This is a genomic window from Desulfitobacterium metallireducens DSM 15288, from assembly GCF_000231405.2.
Lineage (GTDB): Bacteria > Bacillota > Desulfitobacteriia > Desulfitobacteriales > Desulfitobacteriaceae > Desulfitobacterium_A > Desulfitobacterium_A metallireducens.
In genome coordinates this window covers 2,973,232-2,997,384 of record NZ_CP007032.1, presented here as the reverse complement: position 1 = coordinate 2,997,384, position 24,153 = coordinate 2,973,232, and the positions used below count along the sequence as shown (strand labels likewise).

Genomic DNA, 24,153 nt, shown 5'->3' with positions numbered 1-24,153 from the left:
TTGTGGAGGAGGAGAGATGAATGAGAAAAATTGCTTTTATTTTAGTGATTACTCTTTCATTTTTTCTCACGGGTTGTTGGGATGCTCGAGAAATCAATGAACTAGGCTTTGTCTTAAGCATTGGTCTTGATAAGTCAGATGATGGATTTAAGGTCACAGCACAAATCGCAAATCCGGAGACTTACAGCAAAACACCATCAGGCGCTCCTCAAACTAAACCTTTTTGGATCGTCACAGGAACCGGTAAGACAATCTTTGAAGCGATACGTAATATGGCTTCCATATCTTCCCGTCGTATCTTCTGGTCTCATATTAAGGTCATACTAATAGGTGAACAGCTGGCAAGAGGAGATAATCTTGAAATATTTGATTTCTTTAGTCGAAATCCTGAGCTTCGTTTAAGGACATTAGTCGCAGTTACTCCAGGTGAGGCAGGAGATCTTTTGAAAATAATGCCTGAGATGGAGAAAGACCCCGCAACCTATCTGGAAGAAATAATTGATAGTGAGAGCACAACAGGTAAGTCTTATAAAATGTTGCTCAAAGATTTTCTTGAAGATTATATTGATCCCAATATAGGCCCTGTAACTTCGAAGATTGTTCTTGATCAATCAAAATCAGAACCTATTGTAAAAACAAGTGGGGCCTACGTTTTTAACCACGATAAATTAGCTGATTCGCTGGATGAAGTGCAGACGAGAGGCCTTTTATGGATTAAAAACAAAATGGATGAATCGATTAGGGTTGTTAATTGTCCTTATGATGATAAGCCAATCACGCTTGAAATTAAAAATGAAAAATCATCCTTTAAAAGTTCTTTAGATAATGAGGTGCCGAATTTTACAATTAACGTTAAAGTTACGGCAATTATTAACGAACAAGCATGTAATACAGATTTTAACGATATGGACAAACTGGCTGAACTGAAAAAAACAATGGAGATGGCCATTAGTCAAGATATACAATCTTCAGTAACAAAGGCAAAGGATTTGCAAATAGACTTTATTGGTTTTAGCCGTGTACTGAACAGACAGCATAAGGAAGAATGGCATCAGATATCTTCAAATTGGAATCAACGTATTGAAAAGACGAAGGTCGATGTTGATGTAAACGTTGATATCAATCATGTATCCTTGGCAAAGCCAATGGAACCTATTCAGGTGCAGTAAAGGAGCAGGAAGTCATTGATCAAAGGAAAGGAAGTCATTAATAACAATCAGTTCAGAGATCTTTTGATATGCACGATGTGGCCTTCAACCATTAATTATGCGAGTGGTATTTTGGCGAGGAAAGTCGGCCATGATATGTGGATCAGTGGTATTGTCAGTGTTTTAACTGTACTTCCCTTTCTTTTTTTAATGATTTATATCGGACGAAATTTTCCGGATAAAACAATCGTGGAATATAGCTCTGAGTTGCTGGGTCGATTATTGGGAAAGGTCTTAGGATTAATACTTACACTGTATTTTTTTTTGAATGCCTCAAGTTCAATATCCATGTACATCCAACATCTTACGGGTTTCTTGCTGCCGAAAACACCTTTTCTAGTCGTGGCAGCATTACATGTTTTTGTCATTTTCTATTTAGTATGGAACGGACCTGAAGTCATTGCGAGAACAGCCATTTTTGCTTTTGGATTTGGTATAATCTTTTTTATCCTTGTTTTTATGGCTTCTTTGGCTGAAATAAACATGGACAGGATTATGCCTTTTTTTGACTTAGGGGTAATGCCAGTCCTTAAATCAAGTATAGAGGCGGATACTTTTGTGGGGATAACACCCTTACTCGTAGCCATGATTCTACCCATGGTATCTAATCCCAAAAAAGCGTTTGCTTCAGCCTCTTCAGGTTTGTTTATCGGGGGATTTTTCTTCATCTTCTATTTTGTTGCAGAATTGATGGTCATGGGACCTCAGGTCGTCGCAATAATGCGTATTCCCAGTATGGATTTTGTCAGGTCTATTCAAATTACTCAATATCTCCACCGTTTTGAATCCTTTATGGTGGCGCTGTGGTATTGGAGCATAATGATTCAAGCAGGAATTTATTCTTATTGTTCTTATAAAGCTTTCATGCAAACCACCGGAATAAAGAAGAAAAGCCCATATATTGTTATTCCCTTTGGTTTGATGATAATGATTCTTACTTATCTTATAGGTAAAGATGATGTCTTGTTTTTAAATTTAAGAGAACATTTGTGGAAGTATTTTGCTGTACCCATAGATTTTGGAGTTCCTTTAATTCTTTTTTCAGCGCTAGGGTTAAAAAAATTAACCCCAAAAAGTAAATAATAGTTTGGGTAAGTGTGTTTCACTTTCCCCAAACAAATCTTTGAATGAGGTAGAAATATATAACGAAAGCCTTGAAGGAATGATGATTCAAGGCTTTTTTGCTGTTAAAAAGTGCTTTTAAAATTATTTCAAGCAAAAACAAGAAGTGTGATAATATAATATTATGATCGGAGCGACGTGGCTCTTCGACTGTGATATAAAGGGGCGTTGAATATGTCTGATTATGTGCTAACGTGTTGTTCCACAGCAGATATGCCATTTGAGTACTTCGAAAAGAGAAATATCCCATTGGTCTGTTTTCATTACACTATGAATGGGGAAGAATACCTAGATGATTTGGGGCAAACCATGTCTTTTGAGGAATTTTATGCGAGAATTGCAGCAGGATCGATGCCGACTACCTCACAGGTGAACGTAGGGCAGTTTATCCGCTTTTTTGAACCGTATTTAAAGGAGGGTAAGGATATCTTGCACATTTCTTTTTCCTCAGGGTTGTCAGGAGCATACAACTCAGCTTGTATTGCGAGAGAGGAAATTTTACAAAAATATCCGGATCGAAGAATCCTGATTGTGGATTCGCTGGGGGCATCATCGGGTTATGGCCTACTCACTGATACGGCTGCCGACATGCGGGACAATGGCACAACCCTTGAAGAGGTGTACAATTGGGTAGAGGAAAACAAACTTAATGTGCATCATTGGTTCTTTTCTACTGACCTGACGCACTATAAACGCGGTGGCCGTATATCAGCGGCTTCTGCAGTTGTGGGAACTTTGCTGAACATATGTCCTTTAATGAATATGAGCTATGACGGGAAGCTCATTCCTCGCGCAAAGATTCACGGAAAAAGGCACGTCATCGCCGAGATTGTACACATGATGGAAGCGCATGCGCAAAAGGGTACTAATTATTCGGGCAAGTGCTTTATCTCCAATTCAGCATGCTATGACGATGCACGCAAGGTGGCCGATCTCATTGAGAAAAAATTTCCCCATCTTAACGGCCCAGTCATGATTAACAGTGTGGGCACCGTAATCGGTTCGCATACGGGACCTGGGACTGTCGCACTTTTCTTTTTAGGTGACAAGCGCGAAGATTGATCTCTTTTTTTAGCTTATATAGTATGATACAATTATAAAAAAAGAACGGAGATGAAAAGATGCGTAATTTTTCTTGCTAATTTTATAAAGCATAATGAAATAATAGAAACGGGAGCAGAAACCGCTTGTTTTATTGTGCTTAATGCAAGAAAGATACAATCTCTTTTCACTCAAATAATACATCCTTACCTACCCTTTATGGGGCTGGCTTTGCTGTGTATTTGCGAGCTGCAAGAATTCGCTTTCTTGCAGCTCATTATATTTTACACAGGAGGACAAATTATGTCTCTAATAAATGTTACAAATCTGACGTTTGGTTATGAGGGTAGTTATGATACCCTCTTTGAAAACGTAAGTTTCCAAATCGATACCGATTGGAAATTGGGATTTACGGGGAGAAATGGTAGAGGAAAGACGACATTTCTCAATTTATTGCTTGGCAAATATGAATACAGCGGTAATATTTCTGCAAATGTCAGCTTCGAATATTTTCCTTTTAGCGGAGTAAACAAGGAAAATAATACGCTTGATGTAATCAGCGACATTTTCCCAGACTTTCTTCACTGGAAATTGATGCGTGAACTTTCATTGCTAGAAGTTTCTGAGGATGTTTTATATCGTCCTTTTGATTCATTATCCTACGGAGAACAAACGAAAGTGTTGCTTGCTACTTTGTTTCTTAAGGAAAATAGTTTTCTATTGATCGATGAGCCAACCAATCATCTTGATATGACTGCAAGAAAACTGGTTAGTGACTATCTTAATACGAAAAGCGGTTTTATTCTGATATCGCACGACAGAGTATTTCTGGATAACTGCGTTGACCATATTCTTTCAATCAATAAGACCAATATAGAAATCCAAAAAGGCAATTTTTCCTGTTGGTGGGAAAATAAAAAAAGGCAGGATAGCTTTGAGCTTGCAGAAAACGAAAAGCTGAGAAAAGATATTAATCGCTTGTCAGATTCGGCCAAACGAACGAGCAGCTGGTCACATGAAGTGGAGAAAACAAAAAACGGAACAAAAAATTCGGGTTCCAAGCTGGATAAAGGTTATGTTGGCCATAAAGCAGCTAAAATGATGAAACGCTCCAAGTCAATCGAAAATAGACAGCAATCGGCTCTTGATGAGAAGTCTAAACTTCTCAAAAACATTGAGGACTCCGATAGCCTGAAGATTTCTCACCTTGCTTATCATAAAGATCGGCTTGTTGAACTTGATCATGTTTCGATTTTTTACGATGATAAGATGGTTTGTAAAGATATGGACTTTACTATTGAGCAAGGTGACCGAATTGCGCTTATGGGTAAAAACGGATCGGGAAAATCAAGTATTATCAAACTGATTTGTGGTGAGAACATAAGCTATACAGGCACGTTCAGGAAAGGAAGTCAGCTTGAAATATCCTATGTTTCACAGGACACATCGCATCTTCAGGGTAAATTAACTAACTATGCTACAAATCACGAAATTGATGAAAGCCTTTTTAAATCCATTTTAAGAAAGCTTGGTTTTTCTAGAGTTCAATTTGAAAAGGATATGTCAACTTTTAGCGGTGGCCAAAAGAAAAAAGTGTTGATTGCCAAAAGTCTATGCGAACATGCACATCTCTATATTTGGGATGAACCCCTTAACTATATTGATTTAATTTCTCGTATACAAATCGAAGAGCTATTGCTTAAATACCAACCGACTATTCTGTTTGTAGAGCATGACAGAACATTCAGTGAGCATATAGCAACAAAGTTTGTAAAAATCTGATTATGTGTTATAGAATATAATAAGAAATCGCTTTAAAGGCATAGAGGAGATAAGTAACCGATGGAGATTATTAACAATATCAAAGATACTGCTCTGATTTTGGAAGGCGGGGGAATGCGGGCAAGTTACACTGCAGGCTTTTTAAACAATTTATTGGAAAACGAGATATACTTCGATTATGTAGCAGGTATTTCTGCAGGTTCGACCCATAGTGTTAATTATTTATCAAGGGATGTTCAACGCACTAAACGATCCTTTGTTGATTTGGTTTTAGATCCCAGCTTTGGCGGATGGAAATCATTTTTTAGAGGGGAAGGTTTTTTTAACTCTCAGTATATTTACGAAGAAACATCTTACCCTGATGCTTCACTGCCTTTTGATTTTAAAACCTTTATGGCCAATCCTGCCCAGCTGCGCATTGGGACTTTTGAACGAGATAGCGGAGAAATAAAATATTATGCTAAGGATGATATTCATGATATACAGGACTTAATGAAAATTGTTCGTTCCTCATCCTCCATGCCCATCTTCATGCCCCCAACTTATTATGGAGAACATTATTACATAGATGGTGGTCTGGGCGGGGGGATTGCCCTTGATATTGCCAAAAGAGATGGTATGAAGAAGTTTTTTGTTGTGCTTACCCGTGAAAAAGGATACAGAAAAAGTCCCGTAAAATTCAAAGGGGCGATTAAAGCCTATTACCGAAAGTATCCCCTAGTAGTGGAAGCTATGATCAATCGTTATGTCCTTTACAATCAAACGCTTGAGGAACTTGAAGAATTAGAAAGTGAAGGGAAAGCTTTTCTTGTTTACCCTGAAATCATGCCGGTTGCTAATCGCGAGATCAATTTTAAAAAGCTATCTAAAAGTTATGAATTGGGTTATGCTCAAGGTAAACGGGATTTACATCGATGGAAAGACTTTCTGTGTTAGGGGAGATAGTAATGGGTTTCTTAAAAGGGATTATTAGCTTTAGAAGGTTAACAGAAATTATTGCCGCTATGATGATTTTATTCATTCTAGCAATTTCGTATCAGCCGACCAGAGACTATTTATTGGCCAGTCAAACTAAGGCAGTACAATCCGAAGCGAGTTCTTTTGGACAAGAATTTGTTCAATCACTCGTAGATAATTCTTTGACACAACAGGAAATAATAGATCTCAATAAAAGGGTGTCCAGTTCTTCTTCCTTAGATGATCCTGCAGCAATGTATGAGTTTTTGAAAAGCAAAGGGATAACTCAATATCTTGGGAGCGACCTTACTCCTGGCTTATCACAAAATGATACAAAATATGTAGGATTACGGCTTTGGCAGATCGGTCTTTTTATGGCAATGTATAATAAGCATGAAGTTAACGATTTCATGCTTGATGAAGTGGGTGAAAATGTGATCAATATCACCTTGAAAGAGGATAAAGTTCAAAATAGCCTAGATAAAATGCTAGTGAATAGCACTTTTACGGTAGCTAAGGAAAATGGTGAAGATAAGATTGTAAACCTTGCTCTCTTCGATGATAAGTTTCTAAAAAATCTGAGGTTTGCTCCATAAAAGCGAAATAATGGGTATAGCGAAAGGGAGCCTATATTTTTAGGCTCCTTTTTCTAGGTTCACTGAATGATTCTGCTTCCTTAACGCCATGCTTGATAAAGTACCCATCGGACATATTGAACACCAGGTTCTCGCTTTATAGAAGAAACCAATCAAGAGACCTATAATTATTGTTGTAAACATCATAGAATACACTCTAAATCCCAAATGGACGACCCAATCAGGCATAATGCCAACATCTAGAAGGTTGGGTATATTCCAAGGAAGTTGGAAAGCAATTAGAAATTTGACTTTTTCTACAGGATCTCGTTTATCCAGAAAAACCATTAACGTGGATAGACTTATCATCGTGAAATTAAGTAAGAAGTAGGTAAGCATAATTCGTTTACCTATACCGTTTACCAGCCACTTTGGAGCTGAGCGTTTTAAGCCAATTTTTGCAAATACCCTGTTAAAAAGATTGGATCGAGGACAGTAACTTTTGCACCACGTTTTTTCCTTGTCTTTGATGATAAAAACAAAGGGCATAATAAGACAGAAAAATCCAATCCAGGCAAATATAATATTAAAAATACCTAAGATAAAAAACGAGATTGTGAATAAGTACGAATATTTAATCCATAGGTTCTTCATGCCTACTCCTCCTGGCCTTATTAGCAAGCAGCTTTTTTATTGAGCTGCTTGCTATTTATCTTTATATAAGTGAATTTTGTTTTGTAAGATTTTGATTTATCCGTTGTAAATACTCACGGACTAAAGCTATTTCTTCAGGAGAAAAGCCTTGTAACAGCGTCTGTTCTTCTTCTGAGATAATCGCTCTCCCTAGTTCCATCACTTGAGCTCCTGTATCAGTAATGTAGATCCTGGAGATTCTCTGATTATGGTCATCATGCTTTTTTTCGATATAGCCAGCTTTTTCCAAACGTTTGACACTCACTGCAACGGTTGGCGGTTTGATGCGTAGCTTTTCCGCAATTTCGCTTTGCTTAAGTCCAGGGTACTCAGATATTATCTTTAACATGGGAAATTGCCGGGGATGCATATCGACTTTTTCTAGCTTAGCGAAATTATAATGAAGATGAGAATGGAAAACCTGCATGATTAAGATGACAATAGAAGAATGGGCTTTCATGATTTAGCGACCCCTCTCTAGACTTAAGATGCATTTTCAAACTGGCTGTTGTAAAGATTCGCATAGAAGCCATCTTTTAATATTAATTCATCATGGGTGCCTTGCTCGATGATATCTCCATCTTTCATACAGAGAATCAAATCGGAATTTTTAATCGTCGAGAGTCGGTGAGCGATGACAAAGCTCGTTCTGTCCTTCATCAGATGGTCCATCGCCTTTTGAATGAGGATCTCCGTTCGGGTATCTACAGAGCTTGTCGCTTCATCGAGAATCAGGATCTTATTATCTGCAAGAATCGCTCGGGCAATAGTCAGCAACTGTTTTTGACCTTGAGAGAGGTTACTGCTTTCTTCATTAAGCATCATGTTATAGCCTTCGGGCAGAGTCATAATGAAGTGATGGGCGTGAGCGGCTTTGGCGGCTGCGATAACTTCTTCATCACTGGCATCTAACCGGCCATAACGGATATTCTCCATGATCGTGCCATTAAAGAGCCAAGTGTCTTGAAGGACCATTCCAAACATATTTCTGAGTTCATTGCGATCAAAATCTCTTAGGTCATGACCGTCAAGCTGAATGGAGCCGCTGTTGACATCATAAAAGCGCATAAGCAGCTTGACTATAGTTGTTTTACCTGCGCCGGTGGGGCCTACGATCGCCACTTTTTGTCCACTTTTTACATCCGTGGAGAAATCGTGGATAATGAGCTGCTCTGGATTATAACCGAAAGCGACATGCTGAAAGGAGACGTCGCCCACTAAGTGTTCAAGTGAAGCGGGATTATTCGTTAACTGTTGTTCTTCAGCTTCCTCTAAAAACTCAAAGACACGCTCCGAGGCAGCGACGGTCGATTGGAGCATATTGGTGACTTGGGCCAGCTGCTGTATGGGCTGGGTAAAACTTCTGACATACTGGATAAAGGCTTGAATATCTCCGACGCGAATCGCATTTTTGATGGCGAGGTACCCACCCAGGATGGCAACAGCGACATACCCTAGATTCCCAATAAATTGCATGATCGGCATCATCATGCCGGAAATAACTTGGGCTTTCCATCCGGAATCATAGAGTTTATCGTTGGTTTGCTCAAACTCTTTGACGAAAACTTCTTCTTGATTATAAGCCTTGACAATATTGAGTCCGGAGTAAACTTCTTCAACCTGACCATTAATTTCACCTAAATATTTTTGCTGAGCACGGAAGTATTTTTGGGAATACTTCATGACGCTACCAATCAATGCTGCTGATAAGGGCAGAATAAGAAAAGTGACGAGTGTCATGGGGATACTGATACTCAGCATCATAATAATGACGCCGATCAAGGTAATGACCGAGGTGATTAACTGAGTTAAACTTTGGTTTAAGCTTTGTCCCAGTGTATCGATATCATTCGTTATGCGAGATAAGACTTCACCAAAGGTTCGGCTCTCAAAATATTTTAAAGGGATGCGATTAATCTTTTGAGAGATTTCCTTCCTTAAACGATACGTTACATCATTGGCGATGGCGGTCATGATCCAACCTTGGATCATGGAGAATAGGGCACTAATAAGATAGAGACTGAGCAGGAAGAGAAGGAGGCGGGTTATACTTTCAAAGTCGATGCCACCTGTTCCTCCGATTTTGGCGATCAAACCTTCAAAAATTTGACTGGTCGCATTTCCTAAAATTTTTGGACCAACGATATTAAAAACGGTGCTGGCAATGGCGCAAAGTAACACTCCAAGCAATCGTAATTTATAAGTCCCTAAGTATTTTGCCAGCTTGGTTAGGGTTCCTTTAAAGTCCTTAGCCTTCTCAACGTTGCCCATACCATGCATAGGTCCACCAAACCTAGGTCCGCGTTTTGCTTGTTCTTCATTAGGCATTGGTTGAATCCTCCTTTAGAGCATCCTTGAATTGGATATTGAGTTCTTCCTCGGATAACTGCGACAGAGCAATCTGGCGGTATATTTCACAGGATTCAAGCAGTTCGTTATGTGTTCCTCTGCCAACAATGCGGCCTTCTTCCAGGACTAAAATTTGTTCGGCCTGGAGAATGGTATTGACTCGCTGAGCAACGATGAGGGTTGTACTGCTTTCGGTTTCCTGTTTTAGTGCGCGGCGCAGCAAGACATCCGTCTTATAGTCAAGGGCAGAGAAACTATCATCAAAGATATAAATTTCTGGTTTTTTGGCAATGGCACGAGCGATCGACAATCTTTGCTTTTGCCCACCGGAGACATTTGAACCGCCCTGAGCAATAGGTGACGCATATTGCTCTTCTTTTTGCTCGATAAATTCTGTTGCTTGTGCGATTCTAGCCGCTTTTTTAATTTCTTCATCGGCGGCATCGTGTTGACCAAAGCGCAAGTTTGAAGAGATGGTGCCAGAAAACAGCACGCCCTTTTGAGGAACATAGCCAATTTTTTGACGCAGTTCCTTCTGGGACATCTGCCGAATATCCATACCATCTACAAGAATTTCTCCCTCACTGATATCAAAGAAACGAGGGATCAGGTTGACAAGGGTGCTTTTACCACTACCTGTAGAACCAATGAAAGCCGTAGTTTCTCCTGGTTTAGCGGTAAAGGAAATTTGAGATAACACATCTTCATTGGCATCGGGATAGTGGAAGGAAACGTTACGAAATTCGATGATTCCTTTTTGCACAGCGTCAGGAGAAAGGGGCTGAACTGGATCATGAATAATCGGCTCGGTCTCAAGAACTTCATTGATCCGAGTTGCAGAGACACTCGCCCGGGGGAGCATGATGGATAACATGGAGATCATTAGGAAGGACATAATAATCTGCATGGTATACTGGATAAACGCCATCATATCCCCTACCTGCATGGCTCCACTGTCGATTGCGTAAGCCCCTTTATAGATAATCAGAACGGTGATCGCGTTCATGATCAGCATCATCGTAGGCATCATAAACGTCATGATTCGGTTAACAAAGAGGTTGATTTCCGTCAGGTTTTTATTGGCTTCATCAAACCGTTTTTCCTCATGCTTCTGAGTCACAAAAGCACGGATAACGGGAATCCCTGTTAAAATCTCACGGGATACGAGATTGAGTTTATCAATAAGGGTTTGTAGCCTTTTAAATCTTGGCATAGCTACAGACATTAGAATTGCGATCAAGGCGAGAATTGTTCCTGCACCTAACGCAATAATCCACGCCATCGATACTTCAGTTTTCACGGCCATGATCGTGCCACCGATGGCAAGAATTGGAGCATAGATCACAAAACGGAATAGCATCGTCATCATCATCTGAATTTGTTGGATATCGTTAGTACTACGGGTAATCAGAGAAGCTGTAGAAAATCGGTCTAACTCCGTATTAGAAAAGGAAATGACTTTTTTGAAGACTTTATCTCTCAGAATTCGTGAGAGAGAAGCGGCAACACGGCCAGATAGAATGACCACTAACACCGAAAACAGCATGGCGAGTAACGCCAGAGCGATCATTTTTGCCCCTGCTAGTAAGATATAGTTTGCTTGAAGCGTATTGAGATCCTTGCCTAAAGCTTGATATTCACTTTTGACATAGGAAACGGCGATTTGAGTGATGAGGGTATCTGGCAGCTGGCTTTGCAATTGAAAATCGGAGGAAACAAGCCCTTTAGCTTGAGCAGTTCGTACCAAGATCGCTTTTCCGAGAATGCGGTTAAGGTTACTTCGTTCCTCTTGACTTATCTTCGCAAGCTGTAAGACGGGTTCGCCCTTCACGGGTTCCCCGAGTTTATAAGATTGGCGCACATAAGCTGCATCCTCTGGGGTCATAAAGAACGTTAGCTTTTCGAGTTCGCTCTGCCGAATGTCCGTTGGGACAGCATCCTTAATCCCGCCCTGCTGGATACCGATATTGACAATATCGGAGGTATAGGCTGGCAGTGAAAGATCACAAAACGCCTGTAAGAATAACAACGTAATGATCGCTGTCATAACTAATGCTGAGCCCTTCAGGTGTTTAAGTATTTTGAACATCGCTTTAACTCCTTCTTAATGTTAGTCGACTAATATTAGATAACTAACATATAATAATCCTATCTTTGCCAATGATCAAGTGGAAATCTTTTTCTGAATTATTTTAAGAAAAATATTATAATACGATTGGAAGAGAAATATTCAATAAATAGTTAATGAAAAGATATATCATTTAAGCGTGAAGGGGAGAGATCTTCATGAAATTAATATCTTGGAATGTTAACGGCATTCGTGCTTGTGTAAATAAGGGCTTTTTAGATTTTTTTAATAAAGAAAACGCGGATATTTTTTCTATTCAAGAAACTAAAGTGCAGGAGGAGCAGATTCCCTTTCAACTCGAGGGTTATTATCAGTACTGGAATTTTGCCCAGAAGAAAGGGTATTCTGGGACAGCCATATTCTCGAAAAAAGAACCCCTAAATATCCGCTATGGAATAGGAATAGAGGAGCATGATCAAGAAGGAAGAGTAATCACTCTGGAATTTGAGAAGTTCTATATGGTTACAGTTTATACTCCCAATTCTCAGAGAGAACTTGCTCGGCTGGAATATCGGATGAAATGGGAAGATGATTTCTTACACTATCTAAGGGATCTGGAGCAATTAAAGCCGGTTATTTTTTGCGGAGATTTAAATGTTGCCCATAAGGAAATAGACCTGAAAAATCCTAAGGCGAATAAGAACAACGCAGGGTTTTCGGCTGAAGAAAGAGGGAAATTGACTCGGGTAATGGACCAGGGGTTTACCGACACCTTTCGTTATTTTTATCCTGAGCAGACTGAAGCGTATACCTGGTGGTCCTATATGTTTAATGCTCGGGCAAATAACGCGGGATGGCGAATTGATTACTTCTGTGTATCTGCAGAGTTAAAAGATCAGCTAAAGGATGCAGTTATATATAATGATGTTTTAGGTTCGGATCATTGCCCGATTGGTTTAGAAATTTTGATTTAGGAGGCTCACTATTTTGTTTGATTATAATACCTTAATCCAGAACAATTTTTATTTTTTTTACGGTCTGATTTACTTTTCCTCAGGGTTAGGGATTATGATTCAACATCGGAAAAAATATCCTTTCCGTTTTGCCAAGGATTTATGGTTAATGGGAATTTACGCTCTTATCCATGCTACTTCCGAATGGTCGTATACATTTATTCCTCTTCAAGCAAGCCATTTCAGTCCACAACTTCAGCAACTATTAGAGTTGGTTCCTCTTTTGCTTGAATCATCTTCGTTTATTTTTCTTTATATATTTAGCTTTCGTTTACTCTTTTCTAGGAGGTTCTTGCGTGCAATAGTTATTCCTATAGGGATATTTCTGTTTTGGTGTATGATAGTAGGAATATTATTGGCTCAAGGGGTTATTCCTGCGGAGGTGTTAAGCTATTCTCAGGAATCTTCTCATTATATGCTCTTATTTCCCGCGAGTATATTGACTTCGCTGGCCCTTTATCGCGAAGGCAAAGCGCAGGGTAAAAGATTGCCTCATAAAATCATCACGAGTCTTAATGAATTATCAGGAGTGTTTTTGTTTTTAGCCGTGCTTACTTTTGTAATGGTAGATCCGGGGCCATTCTTTCCGGCAAACCTCATCAATTCTGAGGTTTTTTACAATTCAACCCATATCCCTTTTGAGCTGAGCCAAGGACTGGTTGGGACGTCGATTATGATTGTGACGCTTAAACTATTGCGGCAATTCAATAGCACGACAGATCGAATACTCGCACAAGCTGAGGAAGATGCGATGCGTTTTTCAGAACGCGAACGAATTAGCCAGGATTTGCATGATGGTGTGATTCAGACCCTTTATGCAACGGGCATGATGCTTGAAGCAACGGTTCGTAAGCTGGATCAAGAATCGCCTATTCGTGAACAACTGAATTTCTGTATCAAAAGTTTAAATACTTCACTTCTTGATTTGCGGCATTATATTATGGGGCTAAAGAGTGAAGATATTTCCCGTATGCCCTTAAAAACCGTATTCGAAAATATATTTTCGGAAATTAAAGCGAAGAATAGAATTCAGGTCGAATTCAGTTTTGTGGGCGATATTTGTTTACAACTGACACCGAATCGGCAGAATCATCTTTACTATGTTTTAAAAGAACTCTTAAATAACATTGAAAAACATACTGATGCCAATAAAATTCATTTAAAACTAGAGGAAGAAGAAACGGACTTGGTGCTAAGTCTTTGGGACAATGGCCAAAGCAACGAAAATCCACTCCAAAAATTTTGGGTTAAACAAGAAGGACAATGTTGTTGTCAAGGTTCCGGAATGGGTTTGCGTAACATTCGGGAAAGGGTTACTATCTTAAGGGGAGAAATCGATTATTTTAATCCGTCAATTGGAGGAACCATCGTGACATTGCGTATACCGAAGGAGGTATCTCAATAAAATGGCAATTCGCTTGCTATTAGTAGATGATCATGAGATTGTTCGAATGGGCTTACGTGCAGTTTTATCCGATGTCAATGATTTAGAGATTGTTGGAGAAGCGGGAACAGCGGAAGAATGTATAGAGAAAACTCGGGAAGTTCAACCCGATGTGATTCTCATGGATGTCAGGCTGCCCGTCCGCTCAGGAATTGAGGCATGCCGAGAGGTTCTTGCTGAACGTTCAGATATTAAAGTGATTATGTTAACCTCCTATGCTGATGAAGATGCAATTGTTGCCTCGATTTTAGCTGGGGCCCAGGGCTTCGTTATGAAGGAAGTAAGCAGTGACGCCCTTTCCAAAGCCATTATGACAGTAGCCTCAGGGGGAACGATCTTGGATTCGGTTCTGACCCGAAATGTTTTAGAGAAACTCCAGCATAACGACTCTCCTAAACTTCAGAAAGAGCACCTGACGGAACGAGAATGTGAAATTCTCATTTTGATTGGACAAGGTTTTACCAATAGAGAAATTGCCCGGAGCACTTTTCTAAGTGAAAATACAGTTCGAAATTATGTCTCAAGTATTCTTCATAAACTGGGGTTTAAGAATCGTTCTCAGGCCACAGTTTATGCCTTGGAGCAGAAACATAAAGGATATTAATCACTGAAAGAATAGTGCATTGAAAGGATAGTACATTTGTACTATCCTTTTTGGTATTTTTCTTACTATTCCGAGAACTAGATAAATGAAATAATGTACAAGGAATCAAAAATACGTATTAAAAATTCGAAGGAGGTAAAATCATGTCAAAACTTAGTAAATTTCAATGGGGTCTCGCATTATCTGGTATTGCAGTTCTTCTTGCTTTCTTAACAGGAGCGTGGATGGGTAATTCTGAAGATGCAATCCGAGAAGGTTGGACGGCAGCTGCTCAACCGGCATTGGCGACCTTGTGGGGTAATGACCCTGCCAAACTTGCAGGAATAATCGATAAATCTTGGACTTGTCTAATGCGGGCACACTTACATTGGGCTGGTCTCGGAGCTGCAACTCTCGCTATGTCCGTTATTTTATCAGGAATTAAGGCTGTTCCAACGTGGTACAAACAAATTGGATCTCTTTTCATGGGTATTGGAGCAATCTCCTATCCTATTTCTTGGCTTATGGTAGCAAGCAATCTCGGTACACTTGGTGGCCCAGCTGCCAAAGCTTCAGGTCATATTTATGCAGTAATTGGGGTCGGGACTGTAGTTGTTGGAACAGCAATGTTCCTTGTAGCTTTAATCTATCAAGCAATGAAGAATAACGAAGCTTCTGAAGGATCTTATAAAGCCACTGCAAAATAAATTTTCCTTTACTAAATTCTTTAGACATTGAGTAGTAAACCGGCATTGTTGATAACAATGCCGGTTTACTATTTTATGAAAAATCGTATTGATGGATTCCCTTAATACGAGTATAATTACCTACTTAAGGGTGGTGAGATATGACTGACATTTCTGAATCGAGGTAATATACGTTTAGCTCAATAGTTAAATTTAATCGGATGGTGTAATATCATGATATCTTCAATAAAACGCTTTTTTATTGGACATCCTTTAAAGTCAACAGAGCTAGGAGAACAGAAACTGAATAAAAAGAAGGCTTTAGCCATTCTTTCTTCGGATGCGTTATCCTCTGTTGCCTATGGTCCAGAGCAAATCTTGATTGTCCTTGTGACAATTGGTGCAGCAGCTTTTTGGTATTCCATTCCAATAGCAATTGGAGTTTTAATTCTCTTAGCGGCTCTTATATTATCTTATCAGCAAATTATTTATGCTTATCCACATGGGGGTGGAGCATATGTGGTATCAAAGAATAACTTAGGTATTAATCCGGGGCTAATAGCTGGGGGATCCCTGTTAGTGGACTACATTTTAACTGTGGCTGTTAGTGTGTCTGCAGGCACAGATGCTCTCACATCGGCATTTCCGATCTTACGTGCGCATACGGTAGCTATCGCTATTTTGTTTGTCCTTTTTATTACAGTTCTAAATTTGCGAGGAATAAGAGAGTCAGCTTCGATTTTAGCATATCCTGTTTATTTATTTGTTGTTGCCATATTTATATTAATTGGCGTAGGGCTGTACAATATTGTAACCGGCCAAGTTCCGGCTGAATTACATACCCCAATCGGAGCACCTGTGGCAGGAATAAGTTTGTTTTTACTTCTAAGAGCTTTTGCTTCGGGGAGTTCTGCATTAACAGGAGTAGAAGCGATATCCAATGCAATCCCTAATTTTAAAGATCCTGCCCCTAATAATGCGGCTAAAACATTAATGGCCATGGGAATTTTACTTGCCCTGTTATTTTCCGGAATCGTATTTTTAGCCTATTATTATGGTATTTCCCCTAGGGGAGATGTAACCGTTGTTTCTCAGATCGCTGAGAAGACCTTCGGACGGAATTTTATGTATTATTTTATTCAAGGAACGACAGCACTTATATTAACTTTAGCCGCGAATACGGGATATTCAGCTTTTCCTCTACTTGCGGTTAATCTTGCCAACGATAAATTTATACCTAGAATGTTTACCATTCGAGGAGACCGTCTTGGATACTCGAATGGAATTATGGCCCTTGGATTTGCATCAATAGTCTTGATTATTGCTTTCAAAGGACAAACAGGGCATCTTATTCCCCTTTACGCAGTGGGTGTATTTATCCCCTTTACTTTGTCCCAAACGGGAATGATGGTTAAATGGATGCGCGAAAAACCTCAGGGGTGGCTTTCCAAGTTTATTATTAATACAACGGGTGCCCTTATTAGCTTCATCGTTATGAGTATCTTCTTTTTAACTAAATTCACACAGGTTTGGCCTGTTTTGATTTTTTTACCGCTCATTATTTTGACGTTCCACAGAATTCACAAGCACTACCTAGCGGTAGCTGATCAACTGCGGGTTTCACCGAGTGAACCAACAATGCCTATCGAAGGAAATGTAATCATTATACCTGTTGCGGGGATTACCCGCGTTGTTGAAAATTCTTTAAACTATGCTAAATCGCTATCGGCTAAAAACATTATTGCTGTTTATGTCTCTTTCGATAGGGAAGATGAAAAAAGGTTTGACGAAAAATGGGCAAACTGGAATACGGGTATTCGATTAGTCACGTTGTTATCACTTCACCGAAGCCTTATTTTACCTCTAACCAAATTTATTGATACCATTGAACATAAAGCGAATGAATCGAACCATCAAGTTACGGTTCTTATTCCGGAATTTATTCCGAAAAAAGGATGGCACAATATTCTTCATAACCAATCCAGCCTATTGATTCGTGCTTACTTACTTTATAGGAGAAATGTAGTCATCACTACGGTACCGTACCATCTCAAGAAATAAACGGGTTTGAATTTAACATTAAGTTTCCCACGGCAAAACCCTCCAAGGCTAGTCTTCATCATGGACTAACTTTGGAGGGCTTTTTATTGGCAATTATCAGCTATTTAGGTCATTCTGAATATCTTGCTTAATTTTTTGAATCTCTGCTGCGTTGGTCATGGCTGATCCTGATGCACTTGTACCAGTGCCCATTCCCATACCGGCTTGCTGACCTTGTGTGTTAGCAGACTGCAAGTCTTGTTGAATGTCTTGTTTGATTTTTTGAGCTTCTGACATTTGATTATTGTTATTCAAATTTATCACCTCCGTAGATTAATTTACCCATTTCCGCTTTTCTTATTGATAGGAATATTTGACAGGATATTCACTTCAATCAATATTCAATTTTTTATTTTTCTAGGTTAGAAATAAATAAGGGAATTCCCCCTAGTTTCGGTTGACTTGTGTTACTACGCTTGTTGAAGTAAACTAAGTTCATACTGACAATCCGTTCGTATTATACGAGAAAGAGGCTTCGAACATGACAGGCGCAGTAATAAAAATAACCAAGAGCTTTACCTTTGATGCAGCCCATTTTTTACCCAATCACAAGGGTAAGTGTTCTTCCATGCACGGCCATACCTATCGCTTGGAAGTCACAGTACTTCGCGAGAATGGGAAATTGATTGAGCGTGGTTCAGATGAGGGCATGGTTATTGATTTTTCCGATCTTAAAGCCATTGTAAAAGCTGAAATAATAGATAAAGTGGACCATAAACTGCTCAATGAAGTATTCCCTTTTCGGACTACTGCAGAGAATATGGCAGCCCATATTTTTAGTGTTTTAACTGATAAATTCCAACCGCTGGGTGTTAAAGTCGAAAAGATCAAGTTATATGAGACTCCAGACTCTTATGCGGAAGTAGAGCGGGCATGAAATGAGCATACAATATCCGATCATTGAAAGCTTTACAAGCATTCAAGGCGAGGGGATGCATATGGGAAAAGGAGCAACCTTCATTCGGGTCGCGGGTTGCAATCTGCGTTGTCGGTGGTGTGATACCTCTTATTCCTTTGATCCCTCGAAAGCACGCTTGATGAGTGCCCAAGAGATCGTGGACGAAATTCCAATGCCCCATCAGCATATCGTGATCACTGGGGGAGAACCTACTCTCTATGATCTCGGGCCCTTAGTTTATGAACTCCATAAGTTGGGTAAATATGTCGCGATTGAAACCAACGGCACCAACCCAATCCCGGTTGAATGGGGAATTGATTGGGTTACGGCATCTCCTAAACCTGGGAGTGGGTTCGCCTTAGCGTGTTCTGCGGATGAATTGAAGTATGTCGTGGATGATGAATTTAGCATCGAGTACATAACGGATCATGAAATGATTGAGGGAAGGATCTTCCTTCAGGTCGAAAGTGGACGACCTGAGTCCGCTCAAAAAGCTTATGATTTAATTCAGCGTTTTCCAGAACGTCGGCTACGGTTGGGAATACAATTGCATAAATTTCTGAATGTGAGATGATTGTAGAATAACGGGACCCTCTTGAACAGAACATGCAAAAGTCTATTCTAGAGGGTCCGCTTTTATAAATAATGTATCGAGTATCACTATGTACCTGATATCACTGCTTTTGAAGGAGAGGGAGGAAAAATATGAAATTTGGCTGGCGCATTGTAAAAACGGGAGTAGCAGTCTGTTTATGTGTTTTTATAGCCCAACTTCTGCATATGGAATATCCCTTCTACTCAGCAATTGCAACAGTGATTGCTTTACAAGCCACGATGGCGGATTCGTTTAAGCAGGGTGTGAATCGATTAAAAGGGACTTTCGTGGGAGCAGTGTTTGGCTATCTTTTTGCTTTAGTGGCGATAAATAATCCGTTATGGATAGGGCTTGGAATTATCGTCACCTTTGCGGTGCTCAACTATATGCGCTGGAATGCATCCATGCAAATCGCAAGTGTTGTTTTTATTGCCATTACGCTTAACATCATGGGAGAACCTTTGAATTACGCTTTCAATCGCTTCATCGATACCGCTCTCGGTATTTCGATTGCCTTTATGGTGAATTGGCTCATTTTCCCTCCAAAGTACAAAGAACAGGTGGAAAACACCTTTGATGAGGCACGGGATCAGGTGATAAAAATATATAGACATGTTTTCCGAGCAGTGCTCGATTCCGAAAAAACGGTGAGAAAAGAGTCTATCCAAAATTTAAACGATACGATAAGCCATGCGAAAAAGCTGGTGACTCTTTCTGGAAAAGAGAATCTACGGGGAAAAACGGATGAAACGTTTCGATTATCTTATGTCGAGCCGTTGAAGCGGTTAGAACGAATGAGCTTTGCGGTTGAGCAAATCCTAGCGCTTCGTAAAGGATGGATAAGGCCTTTTTCAGCTGAACTGGAGCGCGATCTGACAAAGCTCTTGTCGGAAAGCTTTTATTTACTCTCGTTAATTATGGATCCCAAGGCTTCAGTAGCCCCCTCGATTTATCTTGAGACGACGGAACATATCACATTGATTCATAATCGTATTGAAACCGATCCCAGTTATTCAGGCTCTAATAAAGGGTATTTGTTAGAATTACTCCATTGGGTTGAAGAAATTACAAAAGGAGCAAGCGGGTGTTTGCGTATAGACTAGGCTGGCTGTATAGTGTCTAAGTCCTTTTGACAAAGCTCTTTTTGCATTTGGGACAGGTAATGCGGATTTTTCCTTTACCTTTAGGCACACGTACGTTTTGTTCACAGTTTGGACATTTGAAATAGCGATGTATTTTTCTGTCCTTAATTCGGTAAATTTTGAGAGTGAGCCAATTTTTTACCGGATACCACTTGAGTAAAAATTTCTGGTTTTCTTGGCTGCGTTTTGGAATATTGCGTGAGAAGATTCTAAAGTAGCTTACGAAGAGAATAGCTAATGCAAGCAGATTAAGTATCTTTAGATTTGAAAGTTGTGCGATTAAAGTTACGGGTAGATAAGCAATCAGTAAGGCAATAGATAATGGGTCTACTCCATATCTCCCTGCCATAAATTGTTTAAACCAATTCATTGGAGGTCTCCTTTGGCCAATTTGGCATGTTGCTGATAGGATATTTTATCAATCAAGAAATCACATAAATGCTGGGTAGAATCGGGTTTAGCTAAGGTTTTTATAGTGGCTTTAATCGTTCGTTGCCGCTGTGAGGATTCCAACAGAACATGCAATGCCTCATCGATCGAAAAAGTCTTCGTCACGAAAAGAGCGGCTCCATTGTTAAGCAAGAATTCAACGTTGCGATCTTCCACGCCGGGAAGCTGGTCAATCATAATCATTGGTAACCCTTTGGCTAATGTTTCAGAGGTTGTAATCCCGCCCGGTTTGGACAGAATACAATCGCTGGCATCCATGAGGATATCTACATAATTGATGTAACCAAGGACGACCATCTTTTTACGGGTGGATTTTCCTTGAAGCTTTTTATATAAGCTTTTATTGCTTCCGCAGACGACGATCATCTGCAGGTCCAAAACGCTTTTATCGATTTCCTCAATATATTTATCGATATTGCCAAAGCCCATACCGCCGCCCATAATTAGGACATTCTTAGTGTGATCACTGAGATTGAGCAGGGAGCAAGCTTGCGTTTTGCTCCTTTGAAGTGCGAATTTGTCGGCGATCGGGATTCCGAAGGGCAAAACTCGCTCTGGTTGAATGTTGCGCTTTTTGAGCTGGAAGCTTAATAGCTCACTTCCAACTACGATATATTCAAAGTGCTCGACATCCTCCCAATAGGATTGAACTGTAAAGTCAGTGATGATGCCCACTGCGGTAGCTGACACTTTCCCTTTTTCCTTCAAGACGTCGACAACTTGAGCCGCATAAACTTGGGTACAAATGATCAGATCAGGATTGTACTCATCAATGACTTTATTCAGTTTGGAAGCGAGCATGATGTTTTGAACGCGGTTCAGTGAGTACTCCGAGGTCATATCGCGTTTTTCATTCAGGTCGTAAATATCTGAGGCAAAGTCTTTTACGAGAGTCATTGATTTCATGGAAAGATAGTAGCCCTTGGAAATAATATCCTTGAGCATAGGCTGAATATTTTCATATAAATCGAGAACGATATTTTCAACATGCTGCTTTGTTAAATAGGTGGATAGCGCTTGCGCAACCGAATTATGTCCGTTTCCCAGCGGAGTCGTAATAATAATCGCTTTCATGATTCACCTACTCCTAACGCGAAAGAATAGTCATAAATTCTTCTCCGGTTATCGTCTCTTTTTCCAACAAATAGCGTGCAAGCTCGTGCAGCTTATCCATATTAGCGTTCAGGATACCGATGGCTTTCTCGTGGGCATACTTAATAAGGGATAGAACCTCATCATCAATCTTGGTTGCCGTTTCTGAGGAACAGTTGAGAGAAGTATCTCCACCAAGATAGGGATTGTTTACTGTCTCCAGTGCCATCATATCAAAGTTTTTGCTCATGCCGAGACGAGTGACCATCGATCGTGCAATCTTCGTTGCTTGTTCGATGTCATTGGAAGCGCCTGAGGTAAAGGTATTGAAGATCAATTCCTCTGCCGCGCGTCCCCCTGTAAAGGTCGTGATTTTATTAAACGCTTCTTCCTTGCTCATCAGGACACGTTCGCTTTCATCCACTTGCATGGTATAGCCAAGTGCGCCTGAGGTTCTTGGGATAATCGTAATTTTATGGACGGGAGCTGAATCGGTCTGCTTAGCTGCAACTAAGGCATGCCCAATTTCGTGATAGGCAATAATTTCCTTTTCTTTTTGGGAAATCACAGCCCCTTTGCGTTGGTAACCCGCGATAACCACTTCAACCGATTCTTCTAAATCACTTTGGTTGACACGAGTCCTGCCCAATTTGACAGCGCGCAGAGCGCCTTCGTTGATAATGTTAGCTAAATCTGCACCTGAAGCCCCCGAGGTTGCTCGTGCGATAGCGTTGTAATCAATCGTTTCTTCCATCTTAACGATCTTGGCATGTACTTTTAAAATAGCCTCCCGGCCAGCTAAGTCTGGAAGTTCAACGGGGATCCGGCGGTCAAATCGGCCTGGGCGTAGGAGCGCCGCATCCAAGGATTCAGGTCGGTTTGTAGCAGCAAGGATAACAACTCCCTTTCTTCCGTCAAAACCATCCATTTCAGTGAGCAACTGATTAAGGGTCTGCTCACGTTCATCGTTACCGCCGAAATTGCCATTACCCCGCTTTTTCCCAATTGTATCAATTTCATCAATGAAGACAATACAGGGAGCCTTTTCATTGGCTTGTTGAAATAAATCGCGGACTTTAGCGGCGCCCATTCCAACAAACATCTCGACAAATTCAGAGCCTGAGATGGAGAAGAAGGGAACCTTCGCTTCTCCCGCTACAGATTTTGCGAGTAAGGTTTTCCCTGTTCCTGGAGGCCCAACGAGCAGAGCACCCTTAGGCAGATTAGCGCCAATCGCAGTGTATTTGGCAGGATTATGCAGAAAATCGACAATCTCCATCAGGGCTTCTTTCGCTTCATCTTGTCCGGCAACGTCTGCAAAGGTTTTACCCGTTTGCGCCTCAACGTAGATTTTGGCTTTACTCTTGCCGAAGGACATCGGAGACATGCCGCCCCCCATTTTCTTTTGGATCTGACTCGTGAGTAATTGCCCGATTCCGAAAAAGATCACAATAGGCAAAATCCAAGTTAAGAAAAAACTCATGATGGGGGAAGTCTCTTGAGGAAAGACCTGAGAAAACTGCACCCCTTTGTCAAGTAAACGATTGACCAGCTCTGGGTCGCTAACCTTACCTGTCGTATAGGCCTTTTTCGTTCCGGATTCGTCATTGGCAAAGAAATTGATCTGATTATCATTGATTTCTACCTGACTGACCGCACCCTTTTCGACTTGCGATAGAAAGGTACTATAATCTACTTTAGTGATCTGTTGCTTTAAAAATGAGGGGAAAACAAAAGCATTGAGTGCAAAGAGAATTAGCATTGTGATTGCGTAATAAACAATCAAGGGCTTTTTAGGTTTTTGAGGCTTTTTAGGTTTGATCGGGTCATTCATCATATATTCACTCCACTCATTTCTTGAATGAAAGATCTTAATTTTTTCATACATTCAAAAACGGTTTGAAATTCTTCATCGTTTGTATTATCTAAAAAAACGCCGTACTTGAATTCAAGAGCATCTCCGATTTTTTGAAGGGTTTCCTGACCGGCTTCGGTAAGAGCGAGTTGGACATAACGTTCATCTTCGGGGTTGCGAAGGCGTTTTAAAAAACCTCCTTTTTCTAACTTCTTACACATGGAGGAAGCATTACCACTTGTAAGACCGATGATGTTTCCCAAACTCCCTACGGTGTGATGTCCGCATTCTTTGACTTCCATGAGTATTCGTGTTTGCATTAGGGTTAGACCATGTTCCTCTGCAATGGGACGGAAATCAGTGACTAAACAGTCTGAAACCGTGCGTAAGAAATCCCAGAGTTCATTTTCAAAAACTATGCTTTTCATATATGTCCTCCGCTGAATATAGCGTATAGTTTATAATATATTTACACTATAGATGCTATATGATACAATTAA

At 40.2% G+C, this 24,153-nt stretch carries 23 protein-coding genes; 14 read left to right on the top strand and 9 right to left on the bottom strand.

The window, feature by feature from the left end; translation table 11 throughout:
- Positions 1 to 20: 20 nt before the first annotated feature.
- The 6 genes from DESME_RS14415 to DESME_RS14390 all read left to right on the top strand — a co-directional run bounded on the left by DESME_RS14415 (position 21) and on the right by DESME_RS14390 (position 6,706).
- Positions 21 to 1,169 carry a Ger(x)C family spore germination protein gene (locus DESME_RS14415; RefSeq protein ID WP_006716953.1) on the top strand — a complete coding sequence of 383 codons (1,149 nt, stop codon included), beginning with the start codon at positions 21 to 23 and terminating at the stop codon, positions 1,167 to 1,169.
- A 15-nt stretch (positions 1,170 to 1,184) separates the two neighbouring features.
- Positions 1,185 to 2,291 (top strand): GerAB/ArcD/ProY family transporter, encoded by a 1,107-nt coding sequence (locus DESME_RS14410; protein WP_006716954.1) that lies wholly within the window; start codon positions 1,185 to 1,187, stop codon positions 2,289 to 2,291.
- A gap of 213 nt (positions 2,292 to 2,504) precedes the next feature.
- Positions 2,505 to 3,392 (top strand): DegV family protein, encoded by an 888-nt coding sequence (locus DESME_RS14405; RefSeq protein ID WP_006716955.1) that lies wholly within the window; start codon positions 2,505 to 2,507, stop codon positions 3,390 to 3,392.
- Between the two features lie 282 nt (positions 3,393 to 3,674).
- The gene (locus DESME_RS14400) at positions 3,675 to 5,153 is read left to right on the top strand and encodes an Lsa family ABC-F type ribosomal protection protein (protein WP_006716956.1); all 1,479 of its coding nucleotides are present in this window, start codon (positions 3,675 to 3,677) and stop codon (positions 5,151 to 5,153) included.
- 60 nt (positions 5,154 to 5,213) lie between these two features.
- Positions 5,214 to 6,089 carry a patatin-like phospholipase family protein gene (locus DESME_RS14395; RefSeq protein WP_006716957.1) on the top strand — a complete coding sequence of 292 codons (876 nt, stop codon included), beginning with the start codon at positions 5,214 to 5,216 and terminating at the stop codon, positions 6,087 to 6,089.
- 11 nt (positions 6,090 to 6,100) lie between these two features.
- Positions 6,101 to 6,706 (top strand): hypothetical protein, encoded by a 606-nt coding sequence (locus DESME_RS14390; protein ID WP_006716958.1) that lies wholly within the window; start codon positions 6,101 to 6,103, stop codon positions 6,704 to 6,706.
- Positions 6,707 to 6,745: 39 nt separating this feature from the next.
- Here DESME_RS14390 and DESME_RS15495 read toward each other — a convergent pair whose 3' ends face one another.
- The 4 genes from DESME_RS15495 to DESME_RS14370 all read right to left on the bottom strand — a co-directional run bounded on the left by DESME_RS15495 (position 6,746) and on the right by DESME_RS14370 (position 11,816).
- Positions 6,746 to 7,339: a 4Fe-4S binding protein gene (locus tag DESME_RS15495; protein ID WP_006716959.1), complete on the bottom strand. Its 594-nt coding sequence runs from the start codon at positions 7,337 to 7,339 to the stop codon at positions 6,746 to 6,748.
- A 61-nt stretch (positions 7,340 to 7,400) separates the two neighbouring features.
- Positions 7,401 to 7,838 (bottom strand): MarR family winged helix-turn-helix transcriptional regulator, encoded by a 438-nt coding sequence (locus DESME_RS14380; RefSeq protein WP_006716960.1) that lies wholly within the window; start codon positions 7,836 to 7,838, stop codon positions 7,401 to 7,403.
- Positions 7,839 to 7,861: 23 nt separating this feature from the next.
- Positions 7,862 to 9,706 carry an ABC transporter ATP-binding protein gene (locus DESME_RS14375; RefSeq protein ID WP_006716961.1) on the bottom strand — a complete coding sequence of 615 codons (1,845 nt, stop codon included), beginning with the start codon at positions 9,704 to 9,706 and terminating at the stop codon, positions 7,862 to 7,864.
- Entirely contained in the window at positions 9,699 to 11,816 is a 2,118-nt protein-coding gene (locus tag DESME_RS14370) for an ABC transporter ATP-binding protein (RefSeq protein ID WP_006716962.1), read from the bottom strand. Before DESME_RS14370 ends, DESME_RS14375 begins: the two co-directional genes overlap by 8 nt.
- A 197-nt stretch (positions 11,817 to 12,013) precedes the next feature.
- Here DESME_RS14370 and DESME_RS14365 point away from each other — a divergent pair, with 197 nt between their 5' ends.
- The 5 genes from DESME_RS14365 to DESME_RS14345 all read left to right on the top strand — a co-directional run bounded on the left by DESME_RS14365 (position 12,014) and on the right by DESME_RS14345 (position 17,582).
- Complete coding sequence (locus tag DESME_RS14365) at positions 12,014 to 12,769, top strand: exodeoxyribonuclease III (RefSeq protein WP_006716963.1); 756 nt, start codon at positions 12,014 to 12,016, stop codon at positions 12,767 to 12,769.
- A gap of 13 nt (positions 12,770 to 12,782) precedes the next feature.
- Complete coding sequence (locus DESME_RS14360) at positions 12,783 to 14,213, top strand: sensor histidine kinase (protein ID WP_006716964.1); 1,431 nt, start codon at positions 12,783 to 12,785, stop codon at positions 14,211 to 14,213.
- A gap of 1 nt (position 14,214) precedes the next feature.
- Positions 14,215 to 14,856, top strand: a complete 642-nt coding sequence (locus tag DESME_RS14355; RefSeq protein WP_006716965.1) for a response regulator — start codon at positions 14,215 to 14,217, stop codon at positions 14,854 to 14,856.
- A gap of 143 nt (positions 14,857 to 14,999) precedes the next feature.
- The gene (locus tag DESME_RS14350; protein WP_006716966.1) at positions 15,000 to 15,542 is read left to right on the top strand and encodes a hypothetical protein; all 543 of its coding nucleotides are present in this window, start codon (positions 15,000 to 15,002) and stop codon (positions 15,540 to 15,542) included.
- Between the two features lie 213 nt (positions 15,543 to 15,755).
- Positions 15,756 to 17,582, top strand: coding sequence for an APC family permease (locus tag DESME_RS14345; RefSeq protein WP_006716967.1), 1,827 nt, complete (start codon positions 15,756 to 15,758; stop codon positions 17,580 to 17,582).
- 96 nt (positions 17,583 to 17,678) lie between these two features.
- Here the strand turns inward: DESME_RS14345 and DESME_RS14340 are convergent, their stop codons facing one another.
- The gene (locus tag DESME_RS14340; protein ID WP_006716968.1) at positions 17,679 to 17,876 is read right to left on the bottom strand and encodes a hypothetical protein; all 198 of its coding nucleotides are present in this window, start codon (positions 17,874 to 17,876) and stop codon (positions 17,679 to 17,681) included.
- 226 nt (positions 17,877 to 18,102) lie between these two features.
- Between DESME_RS14340 and queD the strand changes: the two genes are divergently transcribed.
- The 3 genes from queD (at position 18,103) to DESME_RS14325 (ending at position 20,217) form a co-directional block, all read left to right on the top strand.
- On the top strand, positions 18,103 to 18,498 hold the full coding sequence (gene queD, locus DESME_RS14335) for a 6-carboxytetrahydropterin synthase QueD (protein ID WP_006716969.1): 396 nt from the start codon (positions 18,103 to 18,105) through the stop codon (positions 18,496 to 18,498).
- A gap of 1 nt (position 18,499) precedes the next feature.
- A complete protein-coding gene (locus DESME_RS14330) occupies positions 18,500 to 19,093 on the top strand; it encodes a 7-carboxy-7-deazaguanine synthase QueE (protein ID WP_006716970.1) in 594 nt (197 codons plus the stop codon).
- A gap of 131 nt (positions 19,094 to 19,224) precedes the next feature.
- Positions 19,225 to 20,217: an FUSC family protein gene (locus DESME_RS14325; protein ID WP_006716971.1), complete on the top strand. Its 993-nt coding sequence runs from the start codon at positions 19,225 to 19,227 to the stop codon at positions 20,215 to 20,217.
- A gap of 16 nt (positions 20,218 to 20,233) precedes the next feature.
- Here DESME_RS14325 and DESME_RS14320 read toward each other — a convergent pair whose 3' ends face one another.
- From DESME_RS14320 to DESME_RS14305, 4 genes are read right to left on the bottom strand one after another with little or no spacing between them, the layout of a single operon-like run.
- Positions 20,234 to 20,626: a BRcat domain-containing protein gene (locus DESME_RS14320; RefSeq protein WP_006716972.1), complete on the bottom strand. Its 393-nt coding sequence runs from the start codon at positions 20,624 to 20,626 to the stop codon at positions 20,234 to 20,236.
- A complete protein-coding gene (locus DESME_RS14315; protein ID WP_006716973.1) occupies positions 20,623 to 21,780 on the bottom strand; it encodes an MGDG synthase family glycosyltransferase in 1,158 nt (385 codons plus the stop codon). The genes DESME_RS14320 and DESME_RS14315 overlap by 4 nt, the downstream gene beginning before the upstream one ends.
- A 13-nt stretch (positions 21,781 to 21,793) precedes the next feature.
- The gene (gene ftsH, locus DESME_RS14310) at positions 21,794 to 23,635 is read right to left on the bottom strand and encodes an ATP-dependent zinc metalloprotease FtsH (protein WP_006716974.1); all 1,842 of its coding nucleotides are present in this window, start codon (positions 23,633 to 23,635) and stop codon (positions 21,794 to 21,796) included.
- Positions 23,632 to 24,081, bottom strand: coding sequence for a MarR family winged helix-turn-helix transcriptional regulator (locus tag DESME_RS14305; protein WP_006716975.1), 450 nt, complete (start codon positions 24,079 to 24,081; stop codon positions 23,632 to 23,634). Before DESME_RS14305 ends, ftsH begins: the two co-directional genes overlap by 4 nt.
- Positions 24,082 to 24,153: the final 72 nt, after the last annotated feature.